Annotated in this window: 17 protein-coding genes and 1 tRNA gene; 10 read left to right on the forward strand and 8 right to left on the reverse strand. The window is 51.4% G+C overall.

The window, feature by feature from the left end; all coding sequences use genetic code 11:
- The first annotated feature begins 108 nt into the window (after window positions 1–108).
- Together NWE93_02925 and NWE93_02930 are read left to right on the forward strand one after the other, a co-directional pair.
- Window positions 109–1,521: a hypothetical protein gene (locus tag NWE93_02925; GenBank protein MCW3999172.1), complete on the forward strand. Its 1,413-nt coding sequence runs from the start codon at window positions 109–111 to the stop codon at window positions 1,519–1,521.
- A 126-nt stretch (window positions 1,522–1,647) separates the two neighbouring features.
- Window positions 1,648–2,322: a RibD family protein gene (locus NWE93_02930; GenBank protein MCW3999173.1), complete on the forward strand. Its 675-nt coding sequence runs from the start codon at window positions 1,648–1,650 to the stop codon at window positions 2,320–2,322.
- 2 nt (window positions 2,323–2,324) lie between these two features.
- Here NWE93_02930 and NWE93_02935 read toward each other — a convergent pair whose 3' ends face one another.
- Window positions 2,325–3,200 carry a hypothetical protein gene (locus tag NWE93_02935; protein ID MCW3999174.1) on the reverse strand — a complete coding sequence of 292 codons (876 nt, stop codon included), beginning with the start codon at window positions 3,198–3,200 and terminating at the stop codon, window positions 2,325–2,327.
- Window positions 3,201–3,260: 60 nt separating this feature from the next.
- The gene (locus tag NWE93_02940) at window positions 3,261–4,514 is read right to left on the reverse strand and encodes a hypothetical protein (GenBank protein MCW3999175.1); all 1,254 of its coding nucleotides are present in this window, start codon (window positions 4,512–4,514) and stop codon (window positions 3,261–3,263) included.
- A gap of 127 nt (window positions 4,515–4,641) precedes the next feature.
- Between NWE93_02940 and NWE93_02945 the strand changes: the two genes are divergently transcribed.
- Window positions 4,642–5,241, forward strand: coding sequence for a hypothetical protein (locus NWE93_02945; protein MCW3999176.1), 600 nt, complete (start codon window positions 4,642–4,644; stop codon window positions 5,239–5,241).
- Between the two features lie 28 nt (window positions 5,242–5,269).
- Here the strand turns inward: NWE93_02945 and mch are convergent, their stop codons facing one another.
- Window positions 5,270–6,229 carry a methenyltetrahydromethanopterin cyclohydrolase gene (gene mch, locus NWE93_02950; protein MCW3999177.1) on the reverse strand — a complete coding sequence of 320 codons (960 nt, stop codon included), beginning with the start codon at window positions 6,227–6,229 and terminating at the stop codon, window positions 5,270–5,272.
- 319 nt (window positions 6,230–6,548) lie between these two features.
- Between mch and NWE93_02955 the strand changes: the two genes are divergently transcribed.
- Window positions 6,549–6,743 (forward strand): hypothetical protein, encoded by a 195-nt coding sequence (locus NWE93_02955; protein ID MCW3999178.1) that lies wholly within the window; start codon window positions 6,549–6,551, stop codon window positions 6,741–6,743.
- Window positions 6,744–6,753: 10 nt separating this feature from the next.
- Here the strand turns inward: NWE93_02955 and NWE93_02960 are convergent, their stop codons facing one another.
- Both NWE93_02960 and NWE93_02965 read right to left on the reverse strand, forming a co-directional pair.
- Window positions 6,754–7,671 carry a malate dehydrogenase gene (locus NWE93_02960; GenBank protein ID MCW3999179.1) on the reverse strand — a complete coding sequence of 306 codons (918 nt, stop codon included), beginning with the start codon at window positions 7,669–7,671 and terminating at the stop codon, window positions 6,754–6,756.
- Between the two features lie 45 nt (window positions 7,672–7,716).
- Window positions 7,717–8,172 (reverse strand): universal stress protein, encoded by a 456-nt coding sequence (locus NWE93_02965; protein MCW3999180.1) that lies wholly within the window; start codon window positions 8,170–8,172, stop codon window positions 7,717–7,719.
- A gap of 149 nt (window positions 8,173–8,321) precedes the next feature.
- Here NWE93_02965 and NWE93_02970 point away from each other — a divergent pair, with 149 nt between their 5' ends.
- Both NWE93_02970 and NWE93_02975 read left to right on the forward strand, forming a co-directional pair.
- On the forward strand, window positions 8,322–9,938 hold the full coding sequence (locus NWE93_02970; protein ID MCW3999181.1) for a hypothetical protein: 1,617 nt from the start codon (window positions 8,322–8,324) through the stop codon (window positions 9,936–9,938).
- Between the two features lie 54 nt (window positions 9,939–9,992).
- Entirely contained in the window at window positions 9,993–10,244 is a 252-nt protein-coding gene (locus tag NWE93_02975) for a hypothetical protein (protein ID MCW3999182.1), read from the forward strand.
- Between the two features lie 17 nt (window positions 10,245–10,261).
- On the opposite strand, the gene NWE93_02980 is transcribed toward NWE93_02975, so the two are convergent.
- Window positions 10,262–10,543, reverse strand: a complete 282-nt coding sequence (locus NWE93_02980) for a hypothetical protein (GenBank protein ID MCW3999183.1) — start codon at window positions 10,541–10,543, stop codon at window positions 10,262–10,264.
- Window positions 10,544–10,552: 9 nt separating this feature from the next.
- A complete protein-coding gene (locus tag NWE93_02985) occupies window positions 10,553–11,092 on the reverse strand; it encodes a flavodoxin domain-containing protein (protein MCW3999184.1) in 540 nt (179 codons plus the stop codon).
- 107 nt (window positions 11,093–11,199) lie between these two features.
- On the opposite strand from NWE93_02985, the gene NWE93_02990 reads away from it, so the two are divergent.
- Complete coding sequence (locus NWE93_02990) at window positions 11,200–12,441, forward strand: glycosyltransferase family 4 protein (GenBank protein ID MCW3999185.1); 1,242 nt, start codon at window positions 11,200–11,202, stop codon at window positions 12,439–12,441.
- A 12-nt stretch (window positions 12,442–12,453) separates the two neighbouring features.
- Here NWE93_02990 and NWE93_02995 read toward each other — a convergent pair whose 3' ends face one another.
- Window positions 12,454–13,419, reverse strand: coding sequence for a 6-phosphofructokinase (locus NWE93_02995; GenBank protein ID MCW3999186.1), 966 nt, complete (start codon window positions 13,417–13,419; stop codon window positions 12,454–12,456).
- Between the two features lie 115 nt (window positions 13,420–13,534).
- On the opposite strand from NWE93_02995, the gene NWE93_03000 reads away from it, so the two are divergent.
- The 3 genes from NWE93_03000 (at window position 13,535) to NWE93_03010 (ending at window position 16,022) form a co-directional block, all read left to right on the forward strand.
- A tRNA-Tyr gene (locus tag NWE93_03000) sits at window positions 13,535–13,690 on the forward strand.
- A gap of 649 nt (window positions 13,691–14,339) precedes the next feature.
- Complete coding sequence (locus tag NWE93_03005) at window positions 14,340–15,491, forward strand: flippase-like domain-containing protein (protein MCW3999187.1); 1,152 nt, start codon at window positions 14,340–14,342, stop codon at window positions 15,489–15,491.
- Window positions 15,492–15,539: 48 nt separating this feature from the next.
- Window positions 15,540–16,022, forward strand: a complete 483-nt coding sequence (locus NWE93_03010; GenBank protein MCW3999188.1) for a GNAT family N-acetyltransferase — start codon at window positions 15,540–15,542, stop codon at window positions 16,020–16,022.
- Window positions 16,023–16,041 lie beyond the last annotated feature (19 nt).

A 16,041-nucleotide genomic window follows, 5' to 3' on the forward strand; every position in this document is an offset into this window, starting at 1 on the left:
CGTTTTCCTTTCGTTGTAAGTAGTCTAAAATATAGCCGCTGCCTTTTTTGTTTTAGTTAACTCTTTTTTGACGTAATGTCAAGGCGAGGTTTTTCCAAAGTGGCTACCTTGAAGGTTGTTAAATTCACTGTTTCTGGTTTGTTTGTAGCTGCCATTTTAAGCTGTTTGGTTGCAGGCGCATATTTTGCTAACCCCCTCGGAACCGCCGCCGCGGCCTCCGCAAGTAACTTCTACTCCATCTCCGCAGGCGCCCCCGCCGTCGTAGGCAACCCTAACCAACGCCACGCCTTCCAACCCGTCCACAGCGACGTCATCTTGGAACTTAACAAACCCATAAACGGCCACACCTGGAAGTACCTTGCCTACGACAGTGACGTAGAGGGCAGCCAGATTCGGCTCTACTACTCCAACGACTCCGCCGCCGGCTGGACCATGTATCCGACGCCGATTCTGGGCCCCAAAGCTAACTATTACCGCTGGCCCAGCACCACCTACATCAACGGGGTCTTCTACATGTTTCTGACGAATCGGGCAGGGGGAACGCTGGAGCGGTGGAGCAGCACTGATGGCATCCACTACAGCTTCCTTGAAAACGTCAAATCTGGCGGCAACGAATACAAGAACCCCTTCATTTGGTATAACTCCAACGATAAATGCTGGTACCTCTACACCCATGACGCCCAAGCCCCCGGGGTAAACGAGGCCATAAAGGTTCGCAGTGCAGCTAGCCTAGATGGCTTAAAGGGCGCGTCGGACTCTACCCTTGCCATGCGGAGCGGGTTCTTTGGCGCTCCAACCATGATTTGCCTTAACGGGGTTTACTGGTTGATTGCTGAGGTGCAGGTTTCTTATAATCGATGGGAGATTGTAGCGTACTATTCCTCTTCGCCGTCAGCTGGGTTTGTGGCCGCCGGCAACTCTCCCGTCGTTACAACCGATGAGTCCTGTCCCGTGATTTTGTTGACTCCTGACAGGGCAAAGGCTTATCTTTATACCATAGCGTCAACCTGGGTTTGGTACATCTACAGCCATGAAGTCATGATTAACTCGGTTCCCCCAACGTCAACACCGACAGCTGCTCCAACGACTTCTCCCACCTCCACGCCCACTTCGACTCCCACCGCAACTCCAACCTCAACGCCAACCGCAACTCCAAGCCCCACACCCACCGTCACCCCAACCCAAACGCCCACGCCGACCCCGACAGCAACACCCACACCCCCCCAAACCTCCGAACCCCTGCAGATTCACACACCCCTAACATCCACAGTAACAACCCAGAACAACCCAACCGCCACACCCAGCCCTAAACCCACCCCGCAAAACAGCAGCACCCTCCCTTCGCCCACACCGACTGCGATGCCGACAAGCAGCTTGGTTCCCTCGGAGGAATCCCAGTCCAGTAAGGCCCTGTTTGGTTTGGCGCTGGGAGTAATCGTTGTTGTCATCATCGTGGTTGCGCTGGTCGTATGGATGGGGCGTGATGGCAATGCAAGGCGGAAACGTGAGGAAGCAGGCTAAGCTTTTTTGTCTTGATTTTATGCATAGCCCAGTGCATATTACCCGTTGCTCCGTAGCGGAAAAAGATGTTTTTCGGCTAATCGGTGCCAAAAAAGCCTCAAATACCCAGTGCCCTAACCCCATGGTATGCTGCCGAAAGTAATTGTGTATAACACCGTCAGCGTTGACGGCGCCATCCGGGGCTTCGACGTAAACGTATCGCTGCACTATCAGGTGCTGGGCCAATTTGGCGCCGACGCTTTGCTTGCGGGGTCAGCCACCGCCAAATCAGGCATCGAGCTCTTCTACAAAACAGTGCCGCCTGAAGAAATCGGCGACCTCCAAAAACCCCCGCCGCAGCCCAACGACGCCCGCCCTCTCTGGGTCATCGCTGACAGCCACGGAAACCTAATGGGGCTCTTGCACGTGCACCGTAAATCAGGCTACGCTAAAGACATCGTTGTCTTAGTCTCGAAAGCAACCCCCCAAAGCTACCTTGACTATCTGGCCCACCGCAACTACGATTTCATCGTTGCAGGCGACGACCACGTCGACTACCACTTGGCACTCGAGGAACTCAGCAGGCGCTACCACATCGCCACAGTCGCCACGGATACCGGCGGGGTTTTAGCGGCTTATCTGCTGGAGGCGGAGTTAGTCGATGAGGTGCAATTGCTGGTTGCGCCCGAAATCGTCGGCGCGAAAGCCACGCATCTTTTCAGGAGCCTCAAACATCGGGTGCAGCTTGAGTTTGCTCAGTGCCGAGAGCTACAGGGCCATGTGCTCCTGAGTTTTCGGGTTAAAAAGTCCGGTGCACCTTAGGCTTAAGTGTGTGGTAAGCTTGCGGAGTCTATGGTTGCCATGATTTGGGCGCCGCTCTTTTTCACTAAATGCATCGATGCATAGACGTTGATGCCCAGCGACACCCACAGCGCCATGAGGGCGGGCATTATGATGTTTGGCATTTCCACTCCAAAAACTGTGCTGTCAAAGCTGCTAAATAAAACCGCGAAAAGCACAGGCGTCAAAATCAGGGTGGCCACAAAATGCGTTAGGGCAATCACGCGGTACTTCTTCATGGTTGATAGGAGTTTGAGGAGCGCCTGCTGGGTTTGGCTGTCCCCGATTTGTTTATGCTGCAGTTTCCTGTAGATGCCATGCGAGTAGCCGATGCAGCTCCACAGCGAAGCCGTGTCTTTTGAGGCGACTGCCGATAAAAAGTAGCCGACGTAATCGTCCACGTTGGAGCTGGGTCCAACCCAGTACTTGAAGCCGTAAACAAACCCATACACCAAAACATTGTTCTCTCTATCATACTTGTCAAATAAGTATCCGCTTGCCGCTAATTGGGTAATCATGAAGGGAAAGAACGCGAACAACCCAAACGGCACATACTCCCGGCCACCTAACGCCCAAACTAAAAGCAAGGGCACCCCAAACAAAACCAGCCCCGCCGCCTCCACTTGCCAAACGATTATTTCAGAATTCTTAGATAACTTGGAAAGCACAGTTTTTGTCTCCAACAACGCCAGCAGCAACCCTATACTGACGCCCAACACAACATAGCCCATCCGCATCGGGGTTAGCCACTGCATGTTGGTAACGGCTAAATACATGAAAACAGCAACGGGCACCGCTATGCATACGGCGCCGGCAAGGCGGGTTTTACCAATCGGCACACCCAACTTTCCCAGTGACATCTAATGGCAATCACTCAATGGGAGTAAACAGCTTTGCCATAAAAGATTTGCCCGAAAAAATTAGGCAATTTGGATTTTTTTATCGATTGCCGTAGCGACGTTTCGCTCGATGGTGCGTTTTTGGTTGCTGACTTTATCCTGTATTTCCTGGTAGGCGTTGCGTTTGACGGTTTCATGGGTTTCCACGCTGGTTTTGCGGGCTTTAAGCTGATCCGCCTGCGCTTGATACTCGGTTAAGTTGCGTTTTATCTCATCCATCTTGGACGATGAAATCAGCTGCTCCCTTGTAGTCGCCATCTCTTTGCAGCGGAACTGAAGATTATCAAGCGCGTTGCTTTTGATGATGTCGTTGGCTGACTGCTCGGCTTTGCGGGCTTTATCCGCCTTAAGCTTTAACGTATCCTTCTCGATCATGACAAGCAACTTCTCAAGTATCTCCCGCAGCTCAGGATACCCCGTTGGCTCAGAAACCAACGCGTCAAAGGGCGCATCCAAATACTGATTAATCTTCTTAAGCTCATCAGGGGTGACTCCGCCTCCGCCGCCTGAAGTTGCCATCGCCTGCATCTTAATGAAGGGCTTCTGGAGATGCCGCAGAGTGTTCTTAAGTTCGCCGCTTAAATTCTCGATTTCGACATTTACGAGGTTAAGCTTGTCAATGGGGCCCTTGCTCTGCAATTCCCCGATTTTCGCTTCGAGCTCCGCGATTTCCTGCTCCAGCGGCACACGCTCATTCTCCACGCTCTTTTTATCCTCTCCTAAACTGGCAAGCTGACGCTCCAGCCCCTGCAAATCGTTAAGCTGACTTAACGCTTCCTCCAGCGTCTTGGTTTTCACGTAATCTTTGGTGACGAAGTCGTTTAGGGAATTGTAGGATTGTTTGGCGCGTTCGTAGATGGCTAAGAATTTTCTGCGGTCCATAATGAAGAAGGGTGAGATGCGGGGGAACCAGTTTTTGATGTCGATTTCTGTAACCAAGAACACTTTCTGGGTTTCCTGTGTGTACTTGTTTAAGGCGTCATAGGACATCTGCTCGGGAGCCGCCAGTTTCTTGAATCTATCCAGGAATAACCGCGCGAGTTTGTTGAGGGCGCGTGCGCGGTTGTAGACTTTCATGTTGCGTTTTTCGATTTCTTTGTTGCTGATGTCGAAGAGCATTTTGCTTACGTCTACGACGGCTTGTATGGAGGCGTCCATGTCGTCTCGGAGTTTTTTGGCTTGGGCATGGACTGGGCTTAGGATGGTGCTGCTCTGTGTTTCAAGCCACTGTTTTGCCTCGCTTGAGGTTGAGAATTTGGTTGGTGCTTCCGTCAAGGCGCTTCACTTACCTATCTTTTGGGCGTACTTGTTTATCAATTTTAGCCAGAATTACCCACGCTTTTTCGGGTAGCTACTCTTAAATAGGTAGCCGCTGCATTTGGAACCAAACAGGTAACCAAACATGAGCACCTCCAAAAACAAAACCCGCTCACTCGCCCTAATAATAATCTTTATCGCGCTCGCCATAGCCCTAAACGTTTATGGACCAAAAATCCCCTACCCCTTCGCGCCCTTCCTATTCTTCCAACTCTGGGAAATCCCCATAGTAGTCGCTTTTCTGCTCATTGGACCCCGAACAGGCCTAGCCGTCAGCGTAATAAACACCCTGATATTATTCGCTGTTTTCCCCGGTGAACTCCCCACCGGACCCCTCTACAATCTTATAGCGGTGCTAGCTATGCTGCTGGGCATCTATTTACCCTACCGTTTAGCCACCCGCGGCTGTAAAGGCGAAAACATCGGCGCGTACCTCAAAAAACACGTTCTACTGCTTACTATATCTGCAACGATCCTTGGCGCAACCCTACGCGTGCTGGTAATGACAGTTGTGAACTTTTTTGCTCTACAGCAAACCTACCCCATCGGTCTTGGCCTCAACGAATCCGCAACCCTCGCTTTCCTGCCCCTAGGCGCAGTCTTCAACGCCATAATCGCAGTCTACACTATACCAGTATCCATCGCCATAACTGTAGCAATAGCTTCAAGAGCAAAATTCCAATAAAAAAGATTTTTTAATAAAATAGAAAAAATTAAAAGCCTAAGGCTTGCGCAAGCACCTTAGGATTAACCTGCCCCGCCTTGAAGGTTCTGCCTGTCTTAGCGTTGTTAATCATCAGCACCGCTGGGGCAAACAGGCCTGTGTCGATTTTGTAGAAGTCCTTGCCAGCGTTAAGGAAGATATCTATGAAGGGTTTGCCGTAGTCTTTAGAGTTAATCGAGGGCGCATCCTTGACTAGCTGCTGCAGTTTTGCCTCATCATCATAGTCCACGGTGAGGTAAACGGTGCCGCCGTAGAGGATAACGTCGTTGGTGCGTGCCATCGCTACCTCAAAGTCGGGTCCAACCGGTGGAATCGGCGCATACCCCATCGCATAGCGGATGCATTTAGGATCCAACCCGAGCGTGTGGAGTTTATGGATGCCTACTTCCACGACGCGTCCGGCAACTTGGGTGAGACCCGCAACGGAGGCGGTTGGGGCGACCACTGCGATGATGTTTTCCGCCGCCAAGTTAGTGTTTTTGACCACTTTCTCAAAGAGGGCGTCGGAGGGCAAAAAGTTGCTTTCTAGGCAGATAACTGCTTTGTCGTTTTGGTCGGTGTAGCCGATTTCCTCGTAGGTTTCTTTGGGTTTAAGCGCTATGGCCCGGATGGGTCCGCTGCCGATGGCTATGTTGTCGCCGTCTTTGATGCGCCAACCCGCAAACTGGCTGCCCAGCATAGCTACGGCAGGGTGGTCTGAGGTGATGGTTACGGAGGGAAAATCTATGTCGCCGTAGGTTCTGAATCCCAGTTCAGCTTTGCCTGCGCCGCCTAGGCAGAGTTCAGTGAGAATTTTTCCTGCTGCAAATCCGCCGGGGGCTTTGACGCCTGCATCGATGATGGTGGCGCCCGCCGTGGATTTCGTGATGGCGACGCCGTAGAGCTGGGGGTTATCGAGTAGTTTTTGGGCTTTTTTGTAAGCCATTTGGTTGACGCTTAACTTATCCATAACTGATTCACCAAAGATGCTTAGTGGTGAGGGTTTTTGAAATATTAAAGTTAACGCATCAAATGCAGCCCCTGTAAGGTCAATATAGGGTTTTCCACAGAGGCATCCTGCGCAGAAGACCAATCATCCAAGGTGCCGGTGCCATCGTCGAAGCAGATGCCTAGGGGGTTTAGTGAAAAAACAGCAGTATATCGCTTGGGGTTGCGGCGTTTAAGTGCTTATATGTTTTTGTTGTTGTACAATGACTGTCACATTTTTTAATAAACAACTGCCGCCAAATACTAATTTAATTCAGGAGTCAAAGTTTGAGGTGTTTTTGATGGAAGCATTGATGAAACAAATTTCTCTAAGAGAACATCCAGAACAAATCGTTAACACACACAAATACATGCCAAGGGTACATGAGGTCCGTGCCCCCTGCCAGTGGCTTGAGCACTGCCACGACGGAAAATGCCCTGCGTTTGTAAGACTCAACGGAAACTTTTACTGCGCAAAAATCCGGGCGCAAACCTAACCTTCCCCCTTTAGGGGTTAATTTTCAGTTCAGCGATAGCCTGCTTAACCGCGGCAACTGACCGCTCAAACTTCAACCGCGCATCGTTTGAGAGGTCAAGCTCGATAATTTTCTCCACTCCGTCTTTACCCAGAACCACCGGCACCCCAATCGAAACACACGACTGAGTATACTCATCCTCCAAGCAAGTTGAGACACTCATCACACGGTTTCTCCCCGTTAAAATCGCATCCGCCGTCACCGCAATCGCTGCACCCGGCGCATACACAGTTCCGCCTTTAAGCTTAATTACATCCGCACCCGAGGACACTGTGCGTTTAACGATGCCTTCTATCTGCGTGGGCGAAAGCAGCTTAGTTATAGGGATGCCTGAAACCGAAGCGTACTCCACCAGCGGCACCATCGAGTCCCCATGTTCCCCAATCACCAGCGCCCTAGTATCTTCCCGCGAAACCCCCAGTTCCTGGGCGATGTAGGTGCGGAAACGCATGCTATCAAGGATGTTGCCCATGCCGAAGAGGCGGCTGCGTGGAAAACCCGTTTCTTTAAAGCTAAGATAAGTCATGATGTCCACTGGGTTAGTGACTACCATCACGACCGTTTTAGGCGCATACTTGGCGACTTCATGGACCACGCCCCGCACGATTTCTGCATTGACGTTCATGAGGTCAAAACGCGTCATGTCAGGTCGCCTGCCCACCCCCGCCGTCACAATCACAAGCTCAGAATCCTTCATGGCGCTAAAATCGCTGGTTCCCCGGATGGTTCCATCGAACTCTATGGCTGGAGCAGCCTGCATCATATCCAGCGCTTCCCCCATCGCCGCCTTCTCGTTGGTGTCGATGAGGACAACATCGCTGATTCTGTAGCGTAGAATATCAAAAGCCGCTGCGCTGCCCACTTTGCCGGCGCCAATAACAGTAATCATAAATAAGGAAAAGCGGAAAACCAAATTTAAGGCTTACCGGAGCAGTTACCGAACCACGATTACGGTGCAGTCAAGCGAATGAATAACCTTCTCGCTGATGCTGCCTAAAAAGAGCTCCCGAACCTTGCTTGCCCCCCGATGCCCAACCACAACCGCGTCAAAGTTGCCTTCTTTGGCGGCTGCGATGATTTCTGTGGCGGGTTCGCCTTCCCGCAGCAGAGTTGAAACGTCCAAGGCGGGTTTAGCGGTTTTGGCTTTCTGCATTGTTTTCTCCAGCAGGTTCTCGTGGAATCTCCGCAGGTCCCTGGCTACCACCACCATTGTGCTGTCGCCTGTGTAAGCGGTCATGCCGGTGGGAACCGAAGCCATAGCGGCAGATTCTGTTACGTTAATGATGGTTAATGCTGCAGCGTATCTTTCCGCGAATTCAGCGGCGAAATCCAGTGCTCTCTCCGAGTTCTCTGAGCCGTCCACGGCTACCAAAACTTTCCCAATCACCATTTTGCATCCTGATGAATTATGCGTGGTTAGATGCATTAAACTGTTTCTGCCACCGCTTCTGCAGGCGCTTGGCTGACAGATTCACCGGGGGAATTACCTTTAGGCATATAAGCTTAAAGTGACAATTACTTACTAATCAACCAACGTGGGTGTCCCAGATAAATAAGCAACTTCAACTATTAGCCTTCACGCTTATTGCATTAACCCTTACCTCAACGTTTGCCCTAGCCCTAACCGAATCCACGGCGCAGGCTCAAAGCAGCACACCTGAGCCCGGATGGAGCACCCTGACACCTATGCCCACAGCACGAGGCAGCTTCGGAGTAGCGGTGGTGAACGCCAAAATCTACGCGGTAGGCGGCATAAACGGCAGCGCCAACCAGCCTCTGAGCGTAAACGAGGAATACAACCCCGCCACCGACACCTGGCGCACCCGGGCAAGCATGCCTACGCCCAGAAGCGGCTTTGCCATCGCGGTTTACAGCAACAGACTCTACGTGTTCGGCGGAACATTAGGCAACGGCTACGTTGGAAACAGCGAGGTGTATGATCCCCAAGCTAACTCTTGGCAAACCGTGGCTTCGATGCCTACGCCAAGGGCTGATTTATGCGCCTGCGTGGTCGGCGACAAAATCTACCTTATCGGCGGCAAATGCTACTCCAGCATCAGCCCCTACTACGTGGAAACCGACCTAATCGAGGTTTATGACCCCGCAACCGACACCTGGAGCACCGCCTCATCTATGCCTACGGCAGTTCAAGGATGCGCTTCAGCCGTGGCAGATGGCAGCATCTACGTTTTGGGTGGTTCCCGGCAGCCCGCAGCCTCATCGGAGGCAGCTGTCGTAAGCAACAATCAAGTCTACGATTCATCACGTGACAAGTGGAGCAGCGCAGCTCCCCTGAAAGCGGTTTCCAGCTATGGTGCCGCAGCCGCGACTGAAGGCTACATGTCTCCTCAACGGGTTTACTATGTTGGAGGCTACTCCGCCAGCCTCTACAGCAACCTAACGCAGGTCTACAACGCTGCCTCTAACTCTTGGAGCTACGCAGATCAGATGCCTACCAGCAGAGCATACCTGGGTTTAGCTGTAGTTAACGATATCCTCTATGCCATAGGCGGCTACAACGGCACAAACTGGCTGAGCAGCAACGAGCAGTATACACCGGTGGGTTTTAGCACTGTGGCGCCTAAGGTGCAGATTACTTCGCCGCAGAACAAAACCTACCAGCAGGTCACTTTGGATTTCACCGTTAACCGCGCGGTTAACTGGATGGGCTACAGTTTAGATGGACATGCAAACGTGACTTTGACTTCACCCCTTAAGCTGTATGGTCTTAGCCAGGGAAGCCACTCCGTAGTTATCTATGCTAATGATAGCCAAGCAAACATGGGCTCTTCAAACACGGTTTATTTCACGCTGGATACACTGGGGCCAAGCATAACTTTGCTTTCACCGAAAAATACAACCTATGATTCCACCGACATCCAGCTTCAATTCAAAACTGACGAAGCCGCCGAATATTTAGCCTACAGCTTAGACTCCCGTGACACAGTCACCATCCTTGGCAACGTAACCTTACCGGCGCTCACCGATGGTTCACATCACTTAACTGTCTACGCCACCGACGAGTTAGGCAACACCTCCGAGGTAAACGTGCACTTCACTGTGGCGCTGTTCCCCACGGTTTTGGTGGCTGCGGTTGTGGCGATTATAACTATAGCGGTGGCTGCAGCCTACATTTTCTTTAAAACCAAAAAGTAGGTTTACCTGAGAAAATTTAATTAAACAAGCCGCAACTCAAAAAATGGGAAAGCTATGGGCTACCAAATCAGTTACCCAGCAGGCGAAGAGATGGATTGCTCCTCGCAGATAGTGATTGCTGACAGAATCTTCTACGTCAAGCTCTTCGAAAAAACAGCCTCACGGTTCTTTTCCGGCGACCAAGAAGGCATCATCCAGAAGGAAATCTCCAAAAACGAATTTGACCTCTGGGTGGACGCGTTGGCGGACAACCAAGCCGAGGCAGCGGAAATCCAGCGGCAACTCAGGCTGGGCAAAAAGTATTAGCGGCAAACATAGCCGTTTCATTTACCTTTTGTTTTGGTGTTGTGCCGGCGGGGTTCTTGACTTATGTTCTCGTCCCAGTAGCGGTCGAATTCCTTTGGCGCCATCAAATTTGCACTGTGCAGCTGCTGGCTAAACAGGTCCAGCGCGCAGGGGTTGCTTAGGTGGGCACGGTAGATTTCGATAAGTAAATCCACCGCCATCGCGGCTGACACAGGCTTCTTCGCCATAAGCGTAAGTTCCTCAGAGACACGGTTTAGGTCCTCATAGACTCTTAGAGGCAAACTCAGATTCTTCGCCATACCCCTCGCCTACTGCAGCTTCTCCGCTAAGTCTTTGGCGTCCGAGGATACCTTAGCTAACTCGTTTGCGGTGGGTCTGCCGCGGATGTCGCCGAGCCTGCCTAAAGTACTCATGTCTAACCTTCCATGGAACTCCCCCACAACATACCACTCGCCCAGCACCGCAAAGCCCCAATGCTCAAAGTACTGCCGCATCACCTTACCCGCTGGGATGGCTTCGTCAATGCCGGTGTGGGGACCCGAGTAAGTGACGAAGACAAGCGCGTTTTTGCCGGCTACCTTTGGGGCTGAGGGCAAGATTTTTTCTTGGCCACGGTAAAGATTCATTTTTGCGTTAAGCAAGTCAGAAATGGGTTTTGCGGGTTGCCACTGAATCGAGGGGGAACCAACGCAGACCAAATCGTAGAGGAAAAAGTCTTCTTCGGCGGCATCTTGGGGCTTTTTGAGGTTCACCTTAAATCCGCCTGTTTCCAATCCTTCTTTTAGGGCTTGGGCGACTTTCTGGGTGTTTCCCGTGCTGGAAGTGTAAACTATCAACGCTGACTTCAAAGATATCACCACAGATACAAAAGGTAAACAACATAAAAGCCTAGCCGCCAGGGCAACAGCGTTAAGGTATAAAAGCGCCCAAACGCTAGTTACAATAGGTGAAGTTGTTGAGGATAGGTTTTTTTGTTTATGAATATCCGCCGCAGCTTGTCGGCGGCTTAGGCACATACGCTGAGTACATGACCCGAGAATACATCGACCTTGGACACGACGTCACCGTCTTCACCCTTAACAATAACGGATTAAAAACCAACGAGGTGCTCCGCGGAGTCGAAGTCCACCGCCCCCTGATTGCCGACGCCAGCAACGTTTGGCCCTTCTTCGTTGCAGATGACCTTAAAAAATGGGGAACCAACATCAAATTCTTCAACGACATATTCCTATACAACATACTTTCCGCCACCAAATTCATCAACAGCCTCATAAGAAAAGAAGGCTACAAATTCGATGTCGTCTGCGTCCATGACTGGCTCAGCAGCATCGCAGGGCTAATCGTAAAAAACGAAACAAACATCCCCGTTGTCTTCCACGTCCACAGCACCGAGTGGGGAAGAAGCGGCGGAGCAGGCAGCGAAGTAGTGACGCATTTTGAGCGTGCAATGGCGCAGAATAGCGACAAAAACATAACCGTTAGCTACGCCATGCAGGAAGACCTTACTCGCCACGGCTGGACATCGGGCAAAATAAGCGTCGTCTGGAACGGCGTTGACGCAGACCGATATGACCCCGCCAAAGTCTCTCAGCCAGAGGCAAAGAAGATAAGAGAACAATACGGCATCCCTGAAGGCTGGAATATGCTGCTGTTTGTGGGGCGGCTTGTGTGGGTGAAGGGCGTGCGCAATCTGCTACAGGCGTTGCCGCTTGTGCTAAAGGAGTACCCTAACACTAAACTGGTTATCCTAGGCAAAGGCGAAGAACAAGCCGACATCGAGGAAACCGCTGAGAGATTAAACATCAAAAACAACGTGGTTTACCGTTTCGACTTTGTGCCTGAAAGAGAACGGATACTTCACTACGTCGCCGCTGACGTATGCGTTTTTCCCTCCACCTATGAGCCCTTCGGCATAGTAAGCTTGGAAGCGATGTCGCTGGAGAAGCCCATTGTGGTCGGCGCCAGGGGCGTAGTGGGATTTAAAGAGCAGGTTGTCAACAGCGGACCCGACCAAACAGGCGTACATGTAAACGGCGAAGACCCCTCTGACATAGCCTGGGGAATCAAGGAAACCCTCAAAGACCCCGAACGAGCGCGGAACTGGGGCATAAACGGCAGAAGACGCGTGCTCGAATACTTCACATGGCGTAAAGTTGCGGAGCAGACGCTGAAAATCTACGAATCAGCCAAAAAATAGGCGTATCATGCATTAAATCGAGAGCATCTCGGCAACTTTGAGCAGCCGCAAATCCAGCGGTTTACGCTCCTTAGTTACCTTCTCCAACTCCACGGCGCTAACTACCCCATTCTGCAAGCCCACTGCCATGTTGCCTTTACCCTGGCAAATCAACTCTACTGCCCGCTCTGCGAACAGGCTTGCCAGCAAGCGGCTCCTTGCTGTTGGGCTGCCTCCCCGCTGGGCATAACCCAAAATCGAGAGACGCACCTCCGATTCGGTTTGCTGCTGAAGCTCTTTTGCCAGCTTACTTGAGTCACCAAACCCCTCTGCAGCCACGATGATGCCTGCGCGCTTGCCCTTTTTGGCGTTGTTCTCCATGACTTTCACGACGTCACATGCATTCATCGGGTTTTCTGGGATTAAGATGACTTCGGCGCCGATGCAAATGCCTACCTGCAACGCAAGAAAGCCCCTTTTGCGTCCCATCACTTCCACGATGAAGATGCGTTCGTGGCTTAGGGCGGTATCTCGGATTTTGTCGATGGCGTCCACGGCGGTGTTGACGGCGGTGTCAAAGCCGATGGTTTCATCTGTGCCGTATACGTCGTTGTCTATGGTGGCGGGGATGCCGACCATGCGGGTATCGCTGACTCGGCTAAGGTCCAGCGCGCCCCTAAAGGAGCCGTCGCCGCCGATAACAACTAAGCCATCCACGTTGTTTGTGCTCAGCGTCTCCGAGGCTTTCTCGACGCCGCCTGGCTGCTCAAAACCGGGGCAACGCAGGGTATGGAGGATGGTGCCGCCGAGCTGGATGATGCCGCCTACGCTTCGGGGAGTAAGCTTCCTAAAGGTGTTAGTGAGTAAACCGTCCCATCCCCGCTCGAACCCGATGACGTTAAATCCGTTAGAGTGGCCAACTCGGGTGACTGCGCGGATTGCTGCGTTCATGCCAGGGGCGTCTCCGCCTGAAGTGACGATGCCGATGGTTTTCGCCATAAGTAAATCCTCCCCTAAATCGTTCTTGCTAGCACATTAAAACGTTTAGTATGGTTTCTGGTGGCTAATAATCCAAAACACATAAATTCTTACTCATTGTCTTTATGGAAACTGTCGGGAGGTAGCTCAGCCTGGCAGAGCTCTCGAGCCCCTTGGCAGTACGCCAATGGACGGAGAAGCTGTAGAGGTCTACCCATGGTGGGCTTCATTCTAGCCTGTCTAGGCCACAGATACCGAGCTGTCGCAGGTTCAAATCCTGCTCTCCCGACCAAATTTATCTTTCAAAAGCGTTTGGCTGGTTTAGGGTGTTTTTATTTTTTTAGCGCGGTAACGGTGGCTTGATTTGACTTCTCGGCCTTTATCGGTGTAGCCGTCTTCAGCATGGTCAGAAGAATTGATTAGTTTTTTTAGTGGTTCAGATAAAAAAGTGCACATACGCCTACCTACGCAAGTCTAAAAGAGGCTTTTAATAAAAGCCTATGTGACTACCAAGTAGGACAATAAAGCAAGGGTTAATCGGTGGTTTGCTCCCTCTGCGCAAACTCGAATTACTCAACCGCTTGTTCCACGCGAAAACGCTCCAGTTACCACGCCTTCACACCCCACTGCCACACCCATCAGGCCGATGCAAACTTAAGAACCAGCCCTTTCCAACCGCCTTTTTTGTTTATTTATAAGGGGGATAGGGGTTGGTGGAGCAGCAGTGTCTTGGGCTATGTTGCTATAAATAGAGGGGGGATAGACCTGTGGAAGCAACAGCAACTGCCCTTCACTTTGCGCCACCGGAACCGCCTTATCTACACAAATGGAAAAAGATCCAAAGAGGTGGTTTAAGCTAAATCCTTCCAACGACGCCCTCAGGATCTTTCGGCTGTTTCTTCCGTAACCCATTTAACCTTCTGAGAGGATTCCTAAACGTCATGTCCGATTCAACTACGCCGCCGCAACCACAAAAAGCAAAGGGCTCAAAAAAGCAGATTCTACGGTTAACAATTCAAATCGTAGCTATGGTCGCGATTGTGGTGGCTTTGTTTTGGTACATCGGGACAACGGTTCCTGCTGATTTTAAACCCGGAGAACCAGACATTATAAGAGGTTTAGCGTACCTCGCAATGGAAATACCTAAAATCAACATATGGTATCTGCTCCTTGCTTTTCTGATGTACTTCGGCATCAACGTATTCTTCACCATCCGGCTAAGACGTGTCCTAGCCAAGGACAAGGTGAAAACCGTGTTTGGAAAAACGCTCCTTGCCCAATACGCAGGCATGCTTACAAGCGACGTAACCCCCGGACGCTCAGGCTACATATTAACCCCTGTTTATCTCAGAGACCAAAATGTGCCGGCGTCAAAGGGCCTTTCTTCTATCTTAGGAATACAAACTATTGAATTTCTGGTCAAAGTAGTCGGCGGATTAGGTGCAGTAATCTTCCTGGTCGAAACCGTGCCTGCTGCCACATGGAATGAACTTATTCCCTCGTCAATCATGGGAATAAACGTTGGCATACTTCTTGCGGCGCTAGGCATAGGTCTGATGCTGGTCGGCGCAATCGTGCTTGCCGCCTTCACGTGGTCACAGAGAGCCATCGGCTTTTTCGACCGCATAGCTAACTCGCGGTACCTTAAAAGATTCACCGGCGGATTAATGGGCAAACTAGAAGAATACAAAGCAAGCGCACATAGCACTCAACGGGCGATCCCCGAGATTTTGGCTTTAACGATGGTGTGCTGGGTTCTGAAGGGGTTTGAATGGTACTTTTTAGGCTATGCCTTAGGAATCACATCTGTGCCCTGGGAAGCCTACTTCCTCATTCACCCCCTGGTAACTGCCTTAGCGTTTGTACCCATAACCCCTGGCGGAATCGGCGTGCAGGAATTCGGAATAATCTGGGTTCTTGGCCTCCTAGGTGTTCCAGGCGGCACCGCAGCCTTATTCGCGTTACTTGCCCGCGGCTTACTCATCCTCGAAGACCTCATAGGCGTTCCACAGATCGTCAAAACCACCAGCCTAGTTTTCTCCCGCAAAAAACCCAAAGAAGAACCCGCGACGCCTCCACCAGCCCCCCTTTAACATACAGCTATAAACCATCTGCCCCCATCCATTAATGGAGGATTCTGCGTGGAAATAAAAAAAGCCACCTCAGCGATGCTGCCGCAGATCAAGCAAATCATCGATCACTCGTTCCCATGGTATTATCGCTACTTTGCATGGCGCAGCGTATCAGAACCCCAAGCGCCAGTGCTCACCGCCCAGACAAACGGCGAAACCGCCGGATTCGCCAAACTCACCGCCTTCAAGATCCGCCAAAACAGCTACGGCTGCATCCTATGGATAGCGGTTCACCCCAAACACCGCCGAAGAGGAGTTGGAGAAAACCTCGCTGAGGCCGCAGCAGAATGGTTTAGGCAACAGGGCGCCGCAGCAATCTTCGCCTCTACACAGCAAGGCAACCACGCTGCTCAGGCTACTTTGGGAAAAGCGGGGTTTGTGAGGGTGGGGTTTTGGGGGCTTTGGCGTTTGTTTGGGTGGGGGGTTTTTTGGTTTTATGTGGCGATTTGGTTTGTTCCTGGTGAGGTTGTGTTTTTGCGTTTGTTTGGTTGATGGATTTTGGGTTTTGTTT

This window comes from Candidatus Bathyarchaeota archaeon (genome assembly GCA_026014735.1).
In the GTDB taxonomy this organism is placed as follows: Archaea; Thermoproteota; Bathyarchaeia; order Bathyarchaeales; family Bathycorpusculaceae; genus Bathycorpusculum.